We start from the raw sequence: 15700 nt of genomic DNA, 5'->3' as shown, positions 1-15700 counted from the left end.
GGAGCCTTCGGCGCTTCGGCATGGTGCCGGGTTGAAGAAGGTTTCTGCTTTCGCAGGGCCATCGGTACAACTATGCCAGCAGGTAACCCAGCACCGTGTTCAGACGCAGGCGGCCTTCGGGCGTGGCACGCAGGATGTCGTCGTGGCGCTCCAGATAGCCTTCGTCCAGCAATGCTTGCAGCCGGTCCTGCTCCAGCGCCTCGAAGCCCCGCCCCGTCTCGGCGATCAGGCGGCTTTCGGGAACACCCTCCGACAGGCGCAGGCCCATCAGCAGCAGTTCCTGCAGGCGGCGGTCGGGGCCGATCTCCTCCACCTCCCTCAGGGCATGGCCCTGGCGTTCGACGGCGTCCAGCCAGCGTTCGGGCAGGCGTTCGCGGATGGTCGCGCGCTTGGTGCCGGCCCTGGTCTCACGGCCATGGGCGCCGGGGCCGATGCCGACATAGTCCCAATAGCGCCAATAGGCGAGGTTGTGACGGCTTTCGGCACCGGGGCGGGCATGGTTCGATACCTCATAGGCGGGCAGGCCGAGCGCATCGAGACGCGCCTGCGTCGCCTCGTAGAGTGCGGCGGCGACCTCTTCCTCTGCCGTCAGGGGCTGTCCAAGCCGCGCCAGCGTGTGGAAATGCGTCCCTTCCTCGATGGTCAGCTGATAGAGCGACAGATGGTCGGCGGCGAGATCGATCGCCTGACCCAGCTCCGCCGCCCAGGCTTCGGGCGTCTGACCGGCGCGGGCATAGATCAGGTCGAAGGACCGGCGCGGGAAATGCCTGTGGGCGAGGTCGATGGCACCCCGCGCCTCGGCCGCCGAATGCTCCCGGCCGAGAAACTTGAGCGATGCATCGTCCAGGGCCTGAATGCCCAGCGACACGCGGTTCACCCCGGCATCGGCATAGGCTGCGAATTTGCCTGCCTCGACGGAGGTCGGGTTGGCTTCCAGCGTGATTTCGATGTCGTCGGCGGGCGGCACTGCACCTTTTGCCGCTTCGATCAGGGCGCCTGTCGTTTCCGGGTCCATAAGCGACGGCGTGCCGCCGCCGAAGAAGATCGATGTCAGTCGGCGATCCGCGAACCCGTCCAGCGCCCCGTCCAGCTCGGTCAGCAGCGCCTTGCGCCAGCGCGCCTGGTCGATGCCGTCGCGGACATGGCTGTTGAAATCGCAATAGGGGCACTTGGCCTTGCAGAAGGGCCAGTGGATATAGAGCGCCAGCGGCGTGCGGGCCGCCGCCTCCGCTGCCGTCTGCTTCTGCGGGCTCATTTCGAGAAGCAGGCCGCGACCAGCTGGTTGAAGGCGTCGGCGCGGTGGCTGATCGCGTGCTTTTCGTCGGGATCCATCTCACCGAAGGTGCGGGTATCGCCGGTCGGGACAAAGATCGGGTCATAGCCGAAGCCCCGGTCGCCCCGTCCCGGCTCCACGATCGTACCCTCGACGCGGCCCTCGAAGGCCTCCAGATGCCCATCCGGCCAGACCAGCGCCAAGGCGCAGATGAAGGCGGCTGATTTGTCGTCCTTGCCTGCCAGGGCCCGATGGACACGGTTCATCGCCAGATCGAAATTCTTTGTCTTGCCGCCCCAGCGCGCGGAATAGATGCCGGGCGCACCGTCCAGTGCGGCCACGGCCAGACCGGAATCGTCGGCCAGGGCCGGCATGTTGGCGCCGGTCGCGGCCGCGCGGGCCTTCAGTTCGGCATTGGCCAGAAAGGTGTAGCCGGTCTCTTCCGGCTCCGGCAGCTCAAGCATCGCGGCGGAGAACACGGTGATGTTGAAGGGCCGCAACAGGTCCGCGATTTCACGCACCTTGCCTTCGTTATGGCTGGCGATGACCAGCTTGTCCCCGTCGAAATGCCGCGCCATTCGGTCTTCGCCTCCGCCCCGGTCAGCCGGCAGCCAGAACGGCGTTCTGTGCCGCCGTCAGCTCCGCGCAGCCCTTGCGCGCCAAGCGCAACAGCGCCAGGAACTGCTCCTCGCTGAACGGGTCACCTTCCGCCGTACCCTGAATCTCGACCAGACCGCCCGCGCCGGTCAGAACGAAGTTGGCATCGGCCTGGGCCGTCGAATCCTCGTCATAATCGAGATCCAGAACCGCCTCACCCTTGTAGAGACCGCAGGAAATCGCGGCGATCGACCCGGTCAGCGGCGATTTGTTCACCGCGCCCAATTTGACCATATGCTGGATTGCCAGGGCGAGCGCCACATAGCCGCCCGTCGTGGCGGCGGTCCGCGTGCCGCCATCGGCCTGGATGACGTCGCAATCGACCCGGATCTGCCGTTCGCCCAGACGTTTCGTATCCGTAACGGCCCGCAGGGACCGTCCGATCAGGCGGGAAATCTCCTGGGATCGGCCGCTGTCGGCGGTGCGGCGGCGATCCATGCGGCTGTGGGTCGAGCGCGGCAGCATGCCGTATTCCGCGGTGACCCAACCCTTGCCGGTATTGCGCAGAAACGGCGGCACCCCATCTTCGACCGAGGCCGTGCACAGGACATGGGTATGTCCGAATTTCGCCAGGCACGAGCCTTCGGCATAGCGCGCGACATCCGGTTCGAGGACGATATCTCTGAGCTGATCTGCGGCACGGCCGGACGGACGCATTGTTTCTCCCTGGGACAATTGGCAACGGTTGGAACTATGGTTAAGCAACCTACGCTTTAGCCTTTCCCGAAGGTTCCGTCCAGAGCGGGACAATTGACGGTCCACCGACCCCTACCTACATTTGCGCTGCCATGATTACCGAGCTGAATGATCGATCCAGAGACATCCTGCGCCTAGTGGTGGAGGCTTTCGTCGAAACCGGCGAACCGGTCGGCTCGCGTACGCTGTCGCGGCGCCTGGACATGGGCCTGTCGCCGGCGACGATCCGCAATGTGATGGCCGACCTGGAGGATGCCGGGCTGCTCTATGCGCCGCACACCTCCGCCGGCCGGCTGCCGACCGATATGGGCGTTCGCCTGTTCGTCGACGGCCTGCTGCAAAGCGGGCAGTTGAGCCAGGAGGACCGGGTCGCGATCGAGCAGCAATGCGCCACCGCCGGCCGATCGGTCACCCAGATGCTGGAAGAAACCTCGACCCTGATGTCGGGGCTGAGCCGTTGCGCCGGACTGGTCACCGCGCCGAAGACCGACGGTGTTCTGAAGCACATCGAATTCGTGCCGCTGGGTCCGGGCCGGGCGCTGGTCGTCATGGTCACCGAAAGCGGCATGGTGGAGAACCGGGTCATCGACCTTCCCATGGGCCTGCCCTCCTCGACCCTGATCGAGGCGACGAACTACCTGACGGCCAAGCTCGTCGGCCGGTCCATAGCAGATGCGCGCAATGTCATCGCCGAGGAGATCCAGGCCCATCGCGCGCAGATCGACGAGCTGACGGCGAAGGTGGTCGAGACCGGCCTGGCGACCTGGTCGGATGTCACGTCCGGCGATGGCGTGCTGATCGTGTCCGGCCAGTCGAACCTGCTGGAGGACGTCACGGCCATTGCCGACCTGGAGCGCATTCGCAGCCTGTTCTCGGCCCTGGAGGCTAAAGAGAACCTGTGGAAGCTTCTGGACGCGGCGGAGGGCGCACAGGGCGTCCAGATTTTCATCGGCGCCGAGAACGACCTGTTTTCGCTGGCCGGCTGTTCCATGATCGTCGCCCCATATCGCGGCGGCGAGGACGGCCAGAAGATCGTCGGGGCGATCGGCGTCCTGGGCCCGACCCGCATGAACTATGCGCGGATCATCCCGATGGTCGACTACACGGCCAAGGTGATCGGCCGGCTGGTCGGCGGCAACAGAACCTGATCCGGCGGAAATCGAGGATTTTGCGCAGCGGAACCCGAGGCGGGACTTGAGGCAGCACCTGGAATGGGCTACGCCCCCGCAACCCTTTTTAGGCATGAAACGCAACAGGCGGTGAGTATGAGCGAGGACAAGAAGACCCAGTCGGACGAAACCGAGCAGGAAACGGTGGAAGCGGCCGTGGAGGCCGCGCTGGAAGAGGCCGGTGCCGATGTCGAGACCGCGCCGGAGGACAGCGACGAGGTCGTTCAGCTGAAATCCGAACTGGCGGCGATGCGCGACAAGGCGCTGCGCGCCGTGGCCGAGGCCGAGAATGTGCGCCGCCGGGCCGACAAGGAACGCAGCGACACGCTGAAATACGCGGCATCGGGCCTGGCGAAGGAATTGTTGCCGGTGGTCGACAATCTGCGCCGGGCCGTCGAGGCCGTGCCGGAGGAACACCGCGCCGATAACGAGGTCATGAAGAACCTTCTGGTCGGGGTCGAAATGACCGAGAAGATGCTGCTGGACGCTTTCCAGAAGAACGGCATCGCCCGGATCGACCCGCTGGACGAGAAATTCAACTACGCGGAGCATCAGGCGATCCAGGAAGTCCCCGGTACCGGCAAACCCGCCGGCACGGTCGTCCAGGTTCTGCAATCCGGCTACAAGCTGCATGACCGGCTGCTGCGCCCGGCCATGGTTCTGGTCGCCAAGGGCGACGCCGCCCCGCCGCCGGACGACACGGAGAAGGTCGACACCTCCGCGTAACAATTTCGCCGACGCGTACCAGCGGCCCCGGCCCGACAGGTTCAACCGTCAGTTTTATCTTGGCGGTTCGACATTTGTTCCATATTCTCCTCCCGATTGCTTTTTCGGGAGGCGCATATGGTTTCTGGTGAATTCGGAATTGCCGGTTTTGCCCGAAGGCATTGGTTCCGGGCCGGGCTTTTCGCCGTCTGCGCCGCCCTGGCGGCATGCAACACGACGGCCAGGATGGACATTCCCGTCTCGGCGGCGGCACCCTCCGGCCCCATCAGCGTGAAAGGCACCAAACCGATCGCCTTCGAAAAGGTCGTGTCGGGGATCCGCTCCGGAACCGTCATCCTTCATTATCCGGCCCGCAGCGTGCCCGGTACCAGCGTCTCGCTGTGCAATTACGGCTATGCCGGCGAAGCCACGGAAACCTGGGTCGGCGCCTCGCAGCAGCTCGGCGACTGGCGGGGCGATCTGGGCATCGCCTTCTTCGATGTCCTGACCGGACGCGGCTTCGATGTCACCACCGATCCGGGGCGGCTGTTCGACATTCCGGACGAGATCGACCGGGCGCAGTATCGTATTGCCGCCCGCATCGACGAGATGCGGGGCAATTTCTGCGAGGAACACCACTGGTGGGACGGGCGGCCGCTGGGCCGGTATGCCGGGGAAATCTATCTGAATGTCACCTGGAGCGTCTATGACGTGGTCCAGCAGCGCGAGATCGCCCAGTTCCAGGCCGACGGCTATTATCTGAAGGCCAAGGCCACGGATACCGGTATCATGGAATCCTTGCGCGGCGCCTTCGCGGCGTCGGCGGACCGGCTGGCCTCGAACCGGGATTTCGTCGCGACCATATCCGGGAGCGCCGGGACCGCGGCGGCCTCCATCGACACAACCCCGGAAACGGCGTCTGCCGCGCCCGGTGCCGACCCCGTCTTCGTCCTGCCCGACCTGCCCCTGTCGCAACGGCCATTCCACGAGAATTCCGACCGGATCATCGGGTCCGTGGTTACGGTCCTGGTCGGCACGTCCGGCCATGGATCCGGCTTTGTCGTGCGCGAGGACGGTCACATCCTGACCAATTATCACGTCGTGGGCGAGGCGGAGACGGTGCGGGTGCGCTTCCCGTCCGGGCTGGAGATGGCGGCCGATGTGATCCGCCGTCACAAGGTCCGGGATGTCGCGCTGCTGCGGGCACCGGTCAGCGGGCTGAAACCGCTGGCGCTGCATCTTGACTATCCGAAGATCGCCGCGCCGGTCTTCGTCATCGGCACGCCGGCCCACCGGGTTCTGGAAGCCACCGTGACACGCGGGATCGTCAGCAGCATCCGGCCGAACGGCCTGAACGGCCGCGAACCGCCGCTGATTCAGGCCGATGCGGCGGTTCATGGCGGCAATAGCGGCGGAGCCCTGGTCGACGAGAACGGCAATATTCTGGGCGTTACCGTGGCGGTCGCGGTTTCCGGCGGGCAGGCCACGGATTCCCTGAGCCTGTTCATCCCGATCGCCTCGGCACTGGAATACCTGAACATCACCGTCGGCAGCGCACCGGCCTCCTGAAATCTCCATCCCGCCCGGAGTTGACCTTCCGGGCGAGGTCGCCCATATCGGCGGGCATGACTCAGCAATCCTCCGCCGGCGACGCGCCGGTCTTTCACGGCACCACGATCCTGTCCGTCCGCAAGGGCGACAAGGTGGTCATCGCCGGTGACGGCCAGGTCAGCCTGGGCAACACCGTGTTCAAATCCAATGCGCGCAAGGTCCGGCCGCTGGCCGACGGGCGGGTCATCGTCGGCTTCGCCGGTGCGACCGCCGACGCCTTCACCCTGTTCGAGCGCCTGGAAGCGAAGCTGGAACAGTATCCGGCCCAGCTGACCCGCGCCTGTGTCGAGCTGGCGAAGGATTGGCGCACCGACCGCTATCTGCGCCGCCTTGAGGCGATGATGGCCGTGGTCGACAAGGATGTCTCGCTGATCCTCAGCGGGACCGGCGACGTGCTGGAGCCCGAGGACGGGCTGATCGGGATTGGCTCCGGCGGGGCCTATGCCCTGGCCGCCGCCCGCGCGCTGGCCGACCGGGAGGATATGAGCGCCGAGGATATCGCCCGCCGCGCGATGAAGGTCGCGGCCGATATCTGCATCTACACGAACGAGAACATTACCCTGGAAAGTCTGGACACGTGAGCGACAACAGCCCGAGTTTCAGCCCCCGCGAAATTGTCTCAGAACTCGACCGGTTCATCGTCGGCCAGAACGACGCCAAGAAGGCCGTCGCCATTGCACTGCGCAACCGCTGGCGCCGGCAGCAGCTGGAGCCGGAAATGCGCGACGAGGTGCTGCCGAAGAACATCCTGATGATCGGCCCGACCGGCTGCGGCAAGACCGAAATCGCCCGCCGCCTGGCCAAGTTGGCCCGCGCGCCCTTCATCAAGGTCGAAGCGACGAAATTCACCGAGGTCGGCTATGTCGGCCGCGATGTGGAGCAGATCGTGCGCGATTTGGTCGAGGTCGCGATCCAGATGGAGACCGAGCGCCAGCGCCGCGAAGTGCATTCCAAGGCCGAGCTGGCCGCCGAGGAGCGCGTGATCGACGCGCTGGTCGGCGACAAGGCCGGGGAGTCGACGCGCCAGACCTTCCGCAAGAAGCTGCGCGAAGGCTCGCTGGACGACAAGGAAATCGAGATTCATGTCCAGGATACCGGCGGCATCGGCCTGCCGACCATGGACATTCCCGGCATGCCGGGCGCCCAGATGGGCATGCTGAACCTGAACGACATCTTCGGGAAGGCGCTGGGCGGCGGCCGCACCAAGGCCCGCAAGATGACGGTGCGCGAAAGCTATGAGGTGCTGGTCGCAGAGGAAGCCGACAAGCTGGTCGACCACGAGGCGATCAAGCTGGCCGCGATCGACAATGTCGAGCAGAACGGCATCGCCTTCATCGACGAGATCGACAAGATCACCGTCCGGTCCGAACGCTCCGGCGGCGATGTCAGCCGCGAAGGCGTGCAGCGCGACCTGCTGCCGCTGATCGAGGGCACGACGGTCGCGACCAAGCACGGCGCGGTGAAAACCGACCATATCCTGTTCATCGCGTCCGGCGCGTTCCATCTGGCGAAACCGGCCGACCTGCTGCCGGAACTGCAGGGCCGCCTGCCGATCCGGGTCAGCCTGAACGCGCTGACCGAAGAGGATTTCCGCCGCATTCTGACCGAACCGGACAACAGCCTGATCAAGCAGTATGTCGCCCTGATGGCGACCGAGGCACTGACCCTGAGCTTCACCGAGGACGCCATCGACGCGCTGGCCAGGCAGGCCGCGGAGATCAACGCGTCGGTCGAGAATATCGGCGCCCGCCGCCTGCATACGGTGCTGGAGAAGTTGCTGGAGGAAATCTCCTACTCCGCTTCGGACAAGCCGGACGGCGAAACCGTCGAAATCGACGCCGCCTATGTCCACGCCCAGGTCGGCAACCTGGCCAAGAACGCGGATCTGTCGAAGTTCATTTTGTAGCACCGATGATCCGCTTGCCATTCGGCATTGCGGATGCGGGATGACACCCGGATACTCCCCTTGAACGGCTGCGGTTTGAGAGGGGAACAATGAACGTTTTTGGGCTGAAGAAGCTGGTATGCCTGACGGCAATGATTTTCTTGCCGGGCTGTTTGACCGTCGCCGACAGCGTTTTGACCAACGCCGATCTTATCGATCTTGCCGCCTTGGAGGACATAGAGGGCAGCCGAAAAATCAGTCTCGAAATCGCGCCGCCGCAACGGCAGAAGATCTCTATGACCTACTCAAGATTTGCTGATATGCATTTCGACTATTCAGCCGCCCTGGTGGACTCCCTGAAGTCAGGATTGTCCATACCCTTCGAAATCACGTCGCCGGCGAAAGGCACTCCCCATGTCATGATCGCGGTGGACAGAATTTACGCCAGTGGCTTTTGCCATACGATAAACGGAACCCCCTATTCCTGTTCTCAGACCGTCAAGTTTTCGGCATGGCTGTCCGTCGACCATGGCGAAGGGTCCGGCAAACCGGTGAGTGTCAACAGCACCGGCACGGCATCGGATGATAGTTTCTTCTCGGCCGCCACGGTGTTCGAACCGCTTCACAAGAAGGCGGCGCATCGCGCGTTTGAAAGGCTGGTCCGGGCGACCGCCAAAAGAGTAAATGAGGAAATTGAGAAACGGCCCATCAATCCTAATCAGACAGCACATGTCCGAGGAGAGATTGATTCGATATTCCCCATAAGCCCATCAGCCATCCCCATATCACCCTAATGGCCGGTTCCTAACATCACGGCCTTTCGAAGCGGCGCGTCCGGGCCCCGAAGCTGGGTGCGTCTGGCTATCCGGTCGAAATTGACGTGATCGCGGCGCATTGATCCAATCTTCCGGTGAAAGTCAATATCTTGACAGCGAAAAGATCGCCATTATCTTGACGGTGTCAAGAATTGGAGACGCCGCCATGTCCAACCTGATCCTGATGCTGGCCCTGCTGGGCTTACCGTTGATCGTCGTTGCGCTGATGCGGCGCTGGGCGGTCTGGCACCGGGCGGCCGGCGCGGCGGGGCTGGCGCTGGTGTTCCTGATGACCGGCGCCGGGCATTTCTTCCTGACCGATCTTCTGGCGCAGATGATCCCGCCGGTGTTTCCGCAGCGGGAATTCCTGGTCCTGGCGACCGGTGTGGTGGAGCTCGCCATTGCCGTGGGATTGCTGCTGCCCGCCACTCGCCGACTGGCGGGCCTGGCCGCGATTGCGGTGCTGATCGGGTTCCTGCCGTTCAATGTCTATGCGGCGATCGCGCAGGTACCGATCGGCGGCCATGAATGGGGGCTGTCCTATCTGCTGATCCGCATACCGATGCAGGCCATCCTGATCGGCTGGGCCTGGTGGTTTGCGGTTCGCCGGCAGAATGCGGCAGCAGCGGGTCCGGCCTGATTGGAATCAGGCCTCCTCCCGCAGAGTCGGGCCGTCAAATCGGCCGATATAGTCCAGGGTGAAGGCGTCATAGACCCGAAGGGCGTCCATTTCCAGGCTCTGCAACGCGTTATCCAGCAGCTCCGGTCCGGCACTTCGATAGACCGAGACGCCGGCAACGTAGAATTCACCGTCATCGCCCTGCAGCGGCCCGTAGATGCGTTCGGCATAGGAGTATTCGTCACCGGGCGCGTGATTGATGCCATGGACCAGCAGGCGGCGGTCGATGATCAGGTTGAAGCGTGCCTCGACCACGCCGTGCAAACCGTTGCGAATGATCTGGCGCAACGGCCGGCCGCGCGTCGGTGCCCCCCAGGCGGCGGTGACATCCTCTCCGGTGAAATGGCACAGGATAGTCCGGTCCGGCATCCGTCGATAAAGCCAGAAATGCGGCAGCGCCGTCGTCATGGCGGCCGGGTCCAAGGCGGCCTTGCGCGGCAGGGCGGGCGCGCTGTCGCGCGTCAACTCCTGCCAGACGGACAGGAATTGCGTCGCGGCCTCGGTCGAAACAGGGACACCGGCATTGGGATCGAAACTTTCCGTCACGCTTCCTCTGGCCCGTTGGGGAACCCGCCGTTTCCGGCGGCACGATGAGCGCCGAGAATGCCGTGATTTGGTTAATGCCGCAAAACGAAACATCGACGGCACGGGGCCGGGCCGGTCACGCGGCGGGTTCCGAGCGCGTCGCAGCCCCGGAAATCACCCGTGACGCCGGCAGGCGAATGGTCACGGTCGTGCCCTTGTCCGGCGCGGACTCCACGATGAGGTCCCCGCCATGCAGACCTGTCAGAGACCGGGCGATGTTCAGCCCCAACCCCGTACCGTCCATGTTCCGGATATGGGCGTCCTTGGTCTGGCCGAAGGGGGTGAAGGCTTTCTGCACCTCCTGTTCGGTCATGCCGAGACCGGTATCCGTGACCTGGATGTCCAGCGCTTCCCCGGTCGCCAGATGCCCGACCTGAACCACGCCGCCGGCATGCGAAAACTTGACCGCGTTCGAAAGCAGATTGAGCAGAATCTGCTTCAACGCCCTTTCATCCACCCTGAGGCATAGTCCGGTCGGCGGCGCGATCAGGCGAATGCTGCGCTCCTTCGCCATACCCCGGACGAGCGCGATGGATTGTTCGATCACCGCATCCAGTGCGACATCCTCCTCGAACAGTTCGTAGCGGTTCGATTCGATCTTGGACATGTCGAGAATGTCATTGATCAGCGCCAGCAGGTAGCTGCCGCTGGTGTGAATGTCCTCCGCATAGCCGCGCACCCGTTCCCGGGTCAGGATCTTGTCCGGTGCCTGACGCATGAAATCGGCAAAGCCGATCACGGCATTCAGCGGCGTCCGGAGTTCGTGGCTCATCATCGCCAGGAACCGTGACTTGCTGCGATTGGCGTTTTCCGCCTCGCTCCACGCCGCGCGCAGGCGTCGGGTCTGGGCCTCCAGATCATCCTGATACAGGCGCACCTGCCGGGCGGATCGCACCACCCGGACAACGATCATCACCACAAGCGCGATCATCACCAGCAGCGAAGCCGCCAGCGGCAGGGCGAGACGGTGCAGCATCTCGGTCCCGGGCCGTTCCAGATCCCAGGCCAGACCGGCCAGAACCCGACCGTCGAAAGACCGCAGGGGAACCATGGCACCATGCGGATCGTTAAGCACCAGACGGGGTCCGCTCAACAAAAACCGCATCTCCATGTCGGCCAGCAGGGATTCATCGATGGTTCGGTAGAAGAACAGGACGCCGGGCTCGATCCCGTCCAGGGCCGGGTCACGCCCGTTCTCCCAGACTATGGCGGCGGCCGCGGCAAGGTGGACACCATGGGCATCGCGAAACACCCCCAGTGCCGGTGTCGGACCTTCGCCCTCGTCACTGATCTGCTCCCGGGCCTCTGCAATCAGCCCGATGACGGATTTCTGCAGGGCTTCAGGCCGGGAGAAGCGCTCGGGATCATGTGTGTCGGCGACATTGAGCACGCGATTGCCGGCCCCGAAGACCAGCGCGCCATCCATCGCCAGTTCCTCGATCACCCAAATGCCGACATTGTCGTCGGCCCAGGCCGGATCAAAGGACACCAGAAGACGTTCGACCGCCGCATCCCAGAAGGCATAGTCCCGGGCGAAGGCCTCGATCTCGTCATGCACGACACTGATCGCGGTTCGGGCGAGATGATGTCCGGCGTCCCGCGCGACCATGTTCTGCTGACCGGCCGAGTAATAGAGCAGTCCGGCGGCAATCGCGATGAAGCCGGCCATGAGACCGAATGTCGGCAGGAGTTGCGTTGCGATCAGACCGCCGAGGCGCACCGGCTGTCGTCCCGTGCGTTTCTCGGAGTCGCTCCCGCCGGCAATTTCATCGGGCACTGTCACGGTCGAATCCTTGGTCCGACAATGGACCGTTCAGGGAAACACCGCAGAATATTGCCGGAACTTATTGATAATTGGTAAACTTTGTCCGGCGTGGCACCAAAATTCTATGCCGTCGTGCCTCCCCGTTGCCCATCCCCGGACCCGCCAGCATCGTCTTCGGCGCCTTCCCCGGAACGACCCTGGCGGCGCCGCACATTGCGTATCGTCTGCTCGGTCGCCGATTTTACGCTGCCGAAGGCCATGGCAACATTCTGCAACCCGTCCAGCAGCCGGTCGACCGGGGTCAGCGCCTGCTTGGTGCGCAGCGGCAGCACCCGCGTCATCTCAATGATCTCCTGAAGCGTCAGGTCCTTGAGCTTGTCCGGCGTCTCGGTGACGGCGATGGAAAGGCTGTCCGCGATGGCATCGTATTCCGCGGCACGGTTGAGCAGCGACTCGTACCGTCCGCCCAGGATCTGCACGGCGGTGAACAGGATGATCAGCGCCCCGAACCGGGTCACCAGGCTTTCGACGAAGCTTCGGTCATTCCAGAAGTCGCGCTGCATCTCCTGCGACAGGGTCGAAATCGAACCGCGCGCCGTCTCTATGGCTTCCCGGTAGAGACGGATCTGGCGCTGGATGCCCGAATCCCGGAACACGGATACGATGGTTCGCTCATTGTCGACGACCTGCCCCTCCAGCAGGCGCTCGATGCTGTCGAGTTCCTCCGACGCTTTCCGCATGCCCTCCTGGAACTCTTCCAGCTGCTTGTTGTACTCCCTGTCCTGCTCGATGGGATCGATCTCGCTCAGGCTGTCCACGAGGTCCCTGTTGCGGTCCAGGATTTCGGTCAGGGTAGCCAGGAGTTCTTCGGACAGGTCCGGTGCCGAGAGATTCTGCCGCGCGAGATCCATGAAATCGCGCTGATATTCCTGGAACCGGCGTTCGGCGTCGACGATCTCATCCAGAACGATGGCGCGGCTGTCCTGCTTGGACCCGAACGACTCCGCCAGAACGAATATGCTGACCGCGACGACCAGCGCCGCCACCATCAAGCTGAGGATAACGAGGGCGTAAAGCCGCAACTGGCCCGCCCGCTTCCGAAGCTGCACGACCAGCACATGTTCCGACCCTTCCGGGGCATCGGCCTGCTGCTCGTTGCAGGCCCGGATCAGATCCGCCAGTGGCAGGCTGCGGCGGAACATCAGATAGGTCAGTACAAAGGCGATGATCGACAGCACTGCGACAAGTCTCAGATTTTCCCAGAAGGCATGCTCGCGCCGCAATGTTTCCGGGTCGGTATCGAACCGCAGATAGCCCATATCCGGCGACAGGAATGCCGTCACGACGAGGCACAGCACGGTCCAGGAGACGATTTCGACCGCCACGCCGCTCGGGCCATCTCCCAGCCGCTGTCCGATATCCCGGGTCATCGAAACGGCGCTGTCCGCGAGCTTCGCCGGTTCGCGGAACAGCCCGTTCAGCAACGGCATCTGGACCGAATAGGCCGTGAAGGCATTCGGCAGGATCAGGATCGCCAGATAGTACAGATAGGTCAGGTCTTCCTCGAACAGGGCGAAGAGAAGGATGAACCCGCTCACAAAGGCCCAGCCGCAGACTTCAAGCCGACACGCCGCCAGGCGACGTTCAGTGGCCGTCTTGTTGTCCAGGCGCAGGATCATCCAGAGGATCGCGACCATGAAGGTTGCCCGGAACACGTAGAGTGAGATTCCGTAGATCAGCGACAGGATGAGGAGGAGAACAAAGACGGGCCCGTAGAAGTCCTCATCGAACAGATCCCCCATCAGCGAGGCCAGGAAATCGAACCGGGCAAACTCTTCCGCGGTCGCATTTTCCAGTTCGCCGTATACAAGCCTGAGGATCAGGTCCTCGAGATTGTAGAATTCATCACCAATGACCCCCAGCAGGAAAGCCAGCAAAAGTAGTAGCCAGAGGGCGAAAACACAGACGCCCTCAATCGCGACCAGAACCCGTTTCATGGCTTTCCCCCAACTCCCCCGAGTCGTAGCGGTGGGAACCCCTCCGCCTCAGTTGGAAAAAATACAATGAATGCGTGTCGGTGTCCAATTTGCGGGCCCTGACCCCTGCTCAGCCGAGCGTCTCCAGCAGGTGCTGTATCCGCTTCCGATCGAGCCGCCGGATGCGCTGGGCCAGGCGATTGGCGAGCTGGGTCGCCTCCGGCGATAGGCCGGTCGTGTCGATCGTGATGCGGGGCTGAGACAGTCGCGCCAGATCCTTCAGGGCCTCGGCCTCGTCCCAGATGATCCCGAAGTAAGCACAGATCTGATCGACCCGCGCCGGGGTGGGCCGCGGGCGGCGACCTGTTTCCAGCGCGGAAAGATAGGCCTGGCTGACGCCCAGGGCCTCCGACAGATCCTTCAATGTGACGCCGCGTTCCCGCCGCAACGCCCGCAGGCGCTCTCCGAACGGCGTGCTCATGGGTTCTTCCTCATCCCGTTTGGTTTCCCGCCTCCCTTGTCTGACATGATCCTGCGCGCTGCGGGCCGGCCCGGCGGCTACGCGCAGTATAATCGGTTCCAGCCCCACAACGCAGGCAAGAAATGTCAATTTTATGAATTGATTAACCCAATTTTCATGTCTTAGCGTAACGCTTGAGGGAGCGGGAGGCATACAAAATGTTCAGGCTAGAAAGGGCTGGTTATTCCTGCCTGATCCGGCCCAGCGATGACGGAGACTTCATCGTCTGGGTCCATGACGGGCAGCCGACACAGAAAAACGTCGAAGCGATGTTCCGGGAGGTCGCGGCGCTGCCGTTCTATCGGCCGGACATCAACTGCATCGACATCTGGGCCGATACCATGGATCCCAGCCGGATGGATCCGACGGTGGTAACGCAGATCGGCACCATGGTCGATGGCATCCTGAAACGCGATCAGGCCGCCGCGCCCCCGGTATGTGCGGTCCTGGATCTGATGGGTGCCAAGAACGGCTTCGCCTCCTTCTATTCCGCCTTCATCAGTGAGGTTGCAAAGGCCAATCTGGCGCTTTCGGTTTCGCATGACCTCGATGGCATAGCCCAAGCCACCAGCCGCCCGTTGAGCGACGTCACCGGCCTGGTCGAGGAATGTCTGGCGGTTTACTACGGCAATGGCAGCGGCCGCGATCCGTCAACCATGGATGCCATGCGCGGCGTCTTCAATGCGCATATCCAGGGTAGGCTGGCTGATGCCCGGTCGCTGGCCGAAACGCCCGGGCTTCCTGCACTCACCCCGGTTCGCGTGGCCAGCGCCGCTGCGGAGTAGAACCCCGTCAGACGACATTCCTGTCGCGTTTCAGAAGGACATAGACAGCCCCGGACCCGCCATCCTGCGGCCGGGCATGGCTGAAGCTGAGAATCTGCTCCCGGATCGGCGACAGGTTGAGCCATCGCGGCAGCTCGCTCTGCAGGATGCCCTTGCCCTTGCCGGTGACGATCAGGATGCAGCGCTTGCCCGACAGGCGGGATCCGGTGACAAACCCCTGTGTCGCGCGATGGGCCGCCTCACGGCTCATGCCGTGCAGGTCGAGGCGCCCTTCGATCTCCATTCTGCCCTTTTTCAGGCGCTCCGCCGTGCGGCGGTCGACCCCGGGGGCACAGCCATGCGTCAGTTCGCGCGCCGGCACCGCGCGCGGCAGCGGTTCCGGCAGTTCCGCCGCGGGTATCCTGGCGGCCGGGCGCCGCTTGGCGGATTTCTTGCCCCCTGATTTGGCGGGGGGCAGGGCAGCGGTTCCGGAATCCAGGCCGTCGCGGAAGACGGTATCCCGCCGGACCGGGATTGCACTGGCCTTCACCGCCTCCCACAGCGCGCCGTCATCCTGATCTTTCTTCCGGCGCGGCATTG

Annotated in this window: 16 protein-coding genes; 8 read left to right on the top strand and 8 right to left on the bottom strand. The window is 63.7% G+C overall.

The genetic code is table 11. The annotated features are described in order from the left end of the window. Positions 1 to 70 precede the first annotated feature (70 nt). From hemW to rph, 3 genes are read right to left on the bottom strand one after another with little or no spacing between them, the layout of a single operon-like run. On the bottom strand, positions 71 to 1255 hold the full coding sequence (hemW, locus tag R8L07_08245; GenBank protein MDW3205523.1) for a radical SAM family heme chaperone HemW: 1185 nt from the start codon (positions 1253 to 1255) through the stop codon (positions 71 to 73). Continuing rightward, positions 1252 to 1851, bottom strand: a complete 600-nt coding sequence (rdgB, locus tag R8L07_08240) for an RdgB/HAM1 family non-canonical purine NTP pyrophosphatase (protein ID MDW3205522.1) — start codon at positions 1849 to 1851, stop codon at positions 1252 to 1254. Before rdgB ends, hemW begins: the two co-directional genes overlap by 4 nt. Positions 1852 to 1873: 22 nt before the next feature. Then, positions 1874 to 2587 (bottom strand): ribonuclease PH, encoded by a 714-nt coding sequence (gene rph / locus R8L07_08235; GenBank protein MDW3205521.1) that lies wholly within the window; start codon positions 2585 to 2587, stop codon positions 1874 to 1876. A gap of 131 nt (positions 2588 to 2718) precedes the next feature. Between rph and hrcA the strand changes: the two genes are divergently transcribed. The 7 genes from hrcA to R8L07_08200 all read left to right on the top strand — a co-directional run bounded on the left by hrcA (position 2719) and on the right by R8L07_08200 (position 9451). Beyond that, positions 2719 to 3774, top strand: coding sequence for a heat-inducible transcriptional repressor HrcA (gene hrcA, locus R8L07_08230; protein ID MDW3205520.1), 1056 nt, complete (start codon positions 2719 to 2721; stop codon positions 3772 to 3774). Positions 3775 to 3891: 117 nt separating this feature from the next. Then, a complete protein-coding gene (grpE, locus tag R8L07_08225) occupies positions 3892 to 4521 on the top strand; it encodes a nucleotide exchange factor GrpE (protein MDW3205519.1) in 630 nt (209 codons plus the stop codon). Between the two features lie 117 nt (positions 4522 to 4638). Continuing rightward, on the top strand, positions 4639 to 6069 hold the full coding sequence (locus R8L07_08220; GenBank protein ID MDW3205518.1) for a serine protease: 1431 nt from the start codon (positions 4639 to 4641) through the stop codon (positions 6067 to 6069). A gap of 56 nt (positions 6070 to 6125) precedes the next feature. Beyond that, entirely contained in the window at positions 6126 to 6692 is a 567-nt protein-coding gene (hslV, locus tag R8L07_08215) for an ATP-dependent protease subunit HslV (protein ID MDW3205517.1), read from the top strand. Further along, positions 6689 to 8017, top strand: coding sequence for an ATP-dependent protease ATPase subunit HslU (gene hslU, locus R8L07_08210; GenBank protein ID MDW3205516.1), 1329 nt, complete (start codon positions 6689 to 6691; stop codon positions 8015 to 8017). Before hslV ends, hslU begins: the two co-directional genes overlap by 4 nt. Positions 8018 to 8106: 89 nt before the next feature. Further along, complete coding sequence (locus tag R8L07_08205) at positions 8107 to 8790, top strand: hypothetical protein (protein ID MDW3205515.1); 684 nt, start codon at positions 8107 to 8109, stop codon at positions 8788 to 8790. 187 nt (positions 8791 to 8977) lie between these two features. Further along, positions 8978 to 9451 (top strand): hypothetical protein, encoded by a 474-nt coding sequence (locus R8L07_08200; GenBank protein ID MDW3205514.1) that lies wholly within the window; start codon positions 8978 to 8980, stop codon positions 9449 to 9451. A 6-nt stretch (positions 9452 to 9457) separates the two neighbouring features. Here R8L07_08200 and R8L07_08195 read toward each other — a convergent pair whose 3' ends face one another. The 4 genes from R8L07_08195 to R8L07_08180 all read right to left on the bottom strand — a co-directional run bounded on the left by R8L07_08195 (position 9458) and on the right by R8L07_08180 (position 14297). Further along, positions 9458 to 10036 (bottom strand): hypothetical protein, encoded by a 579-nt coding sequence (locus R8L07_08195; protein MDW3205513.1) that lies wholly within the window; start codon positions 10034 to 10036, stop codon positions 9458 to 9460. A gap of 115 nt (positions 10037 to 10151) precedes the next feature. Next, the gene (locus R8L07_08190; GenBank protein MDW3205512.1) at positions 10152 to 11858 is read right to left on the bottom strand and encodes an ATP-binding protein; all 1707 of its coding nucleotides are present in this window, start codon (positions 11856 to 11858) and stop codon (positions 10152 to 10154) included. A 104-nt stretch (positions 11859 to 11962) separates the two neighbouring features. Next, on the bottom strand, positions 11963 to 13837 hold the full coding sequence (locus tag R8L07_08185) for a hypothetical protein (GenBank protein ID MDW3205511.1): 1875 nt from the start codon (positions 13835 to 13837) through the stop codon (positions 11963 to 11965). Between the two features lie 109 nt (positions 13838 to 13946). Then, the gene (locus R8L07_08180) at positions 13947 to 14297 is read right to left on the bottom strand and encodes a helix-turn-helix domain-containing protein (GenBank protein MDW3205510.1); all 351 of its coding nucleotides are present in this window, start codon (positions 14295 to 14297) and stop codon (positions 13947 to 13949) included. Between the two features lie 197 nt (positions 14298 to 14494). Here R8L07_08180 and R8L07_08175 point away from each other — a divergent pair, with 197 nt between their 5' ends. Next, positions 14495 to 15121 (top strand): hypothetical protein, encoded by a 627-nt coding sequence (locus R8L07_08175; protein MDW3205509.1) that lies wholly within the window; start codon positions 14495 to 14497, stop codon positions 15119 to 15121. A 7-nt stretch (positions 15122 to 15128) separates the two neighbouring features. Here the strand turns inward: R8L07_08175 and R8L07_08170 are convergent, their stop codons facing one another. After that, complete coding sequence (locus R8L07_08170; GenBank protein ID MDW3205508.1) at positions 15129 to 15698, bottom strand: Smr/MutS family protein; 570 nt, start codon at positions 15696 to 15698, stop codon at positions 15129 to 15131. Positions 15699 to 15700 lie beyond the last annotated feature (2 nt).

The organism is Alphaproteobacteria bacterium (assembly GCA_033344895.1).
In the GTDB taxonomy this organism is placed as follows: Bacteria; Pseudomonadota; Alphaproteobacteria; order UBA8366; family Aestuariispiraceae; genus Pacificispira.
The sequence above is the reverse complement of the archived record's forward strand: the minus strand, read 5'-3'. Positions and strand labels throughout refer to the sequence as shown.

What these genes read in the sequence shown, in the direction of transcription:
- rdgB (MDW3205522.1), bottom strand. Translation starts at nt 1,851, where the DNA reads ATGGCGCGGCATTTCGACGGGGACAAGCTGGTCATCGCCAGCCATAAC.
- R8L07_08170 (MDW3205508.1), bottom strand. Translation starts at nt 15,698, where the DNA reads ATGCCGCGCCGGAAGAAAGATCAGGATGACGGCGCGCTGTGGGAGGCG.
- grpE (MDW3205519.1), top strand. Translation starts at nt 3,892, where the DNA reads ATGAGCGAGGACAAGAAGACCCAGTCGGACGAAACCGAGCAGGAAACG.
- R8L07_08220 (MDW3205518.1), top strand. Translation starts at nt 4,639, where the DNA reads ATGGTTTCTGGTGAATTCGGAATTGCCGGTTTTGCCCGAAGGCATTGG.
- R8L07_08175 (MDW3205509.1), top strand. Translation starts at nt 14,495, where the DNA reads ATGTTCAGGCTAGAAAGGGCTGGTTATTCCTGCCTGATCCGGCCCAGC.
- hslV (MDW3205517.1), top strand. Translation starts at nt 6,126, where the DNA reads ATGACTCAGCAATCCTCCGCCGGCGACGCGCCGGTCTTTCACGGCACC.
- hemW (MDW3205523.1), bottom strand. Translation starts at nt 1,255, where the DNA reads ATGAGCCCGCAGAAGCAGACGGCAGCGGAGGCGGCGGCCCGCACGCCG.
- rph (MDW3205521.1), bottom strand. Translation starts at nt 2,587, where the DNA reads ATGCGTCCGTCCGGCCGTGCCGCAGATCAGCTCAGAGATATCGTCCTC.
- hrcA (MDW3205520.1), top strand. Translation starts at nt 2,719, where the DNA reads ATGATTACCGAGCTGAATGATCGATCCAGAGACATCCTGCGCCTAGTG.
- R8L07_08185 (MDW3205511.1), bottom strand. Translation starts at nt 13,837, where the DNA reads ATGAAACGGGTTCTGGTCGCGATTGAGGGCGTCTGTGTTTTCGCCCTC.
- R8L07_08200 (MDW3205514.1), top strand. Translation starts at nt 8,978, where the DNA reads ATGTCCAACCTGATCCTGATGCTGGCCCTGCTGGGCTTACCGTTGATC.
- R8L07_08205 (MDW3205515.1), top strand. Translation starts at nt 8,107, where the DNA reads ATGAACGTTTTTGGGCTGAAGAAGCTGGTATGCCTGACGGCAATGATT.
- R8L07_08180 (MDW3205510.1), bottom strand. Translation starts at nt 14,297, where the DNA reads ATGAGCACGCCGTTCGGAGAGCGCCTGCGGGCGTTGCGGCGGGAACGC.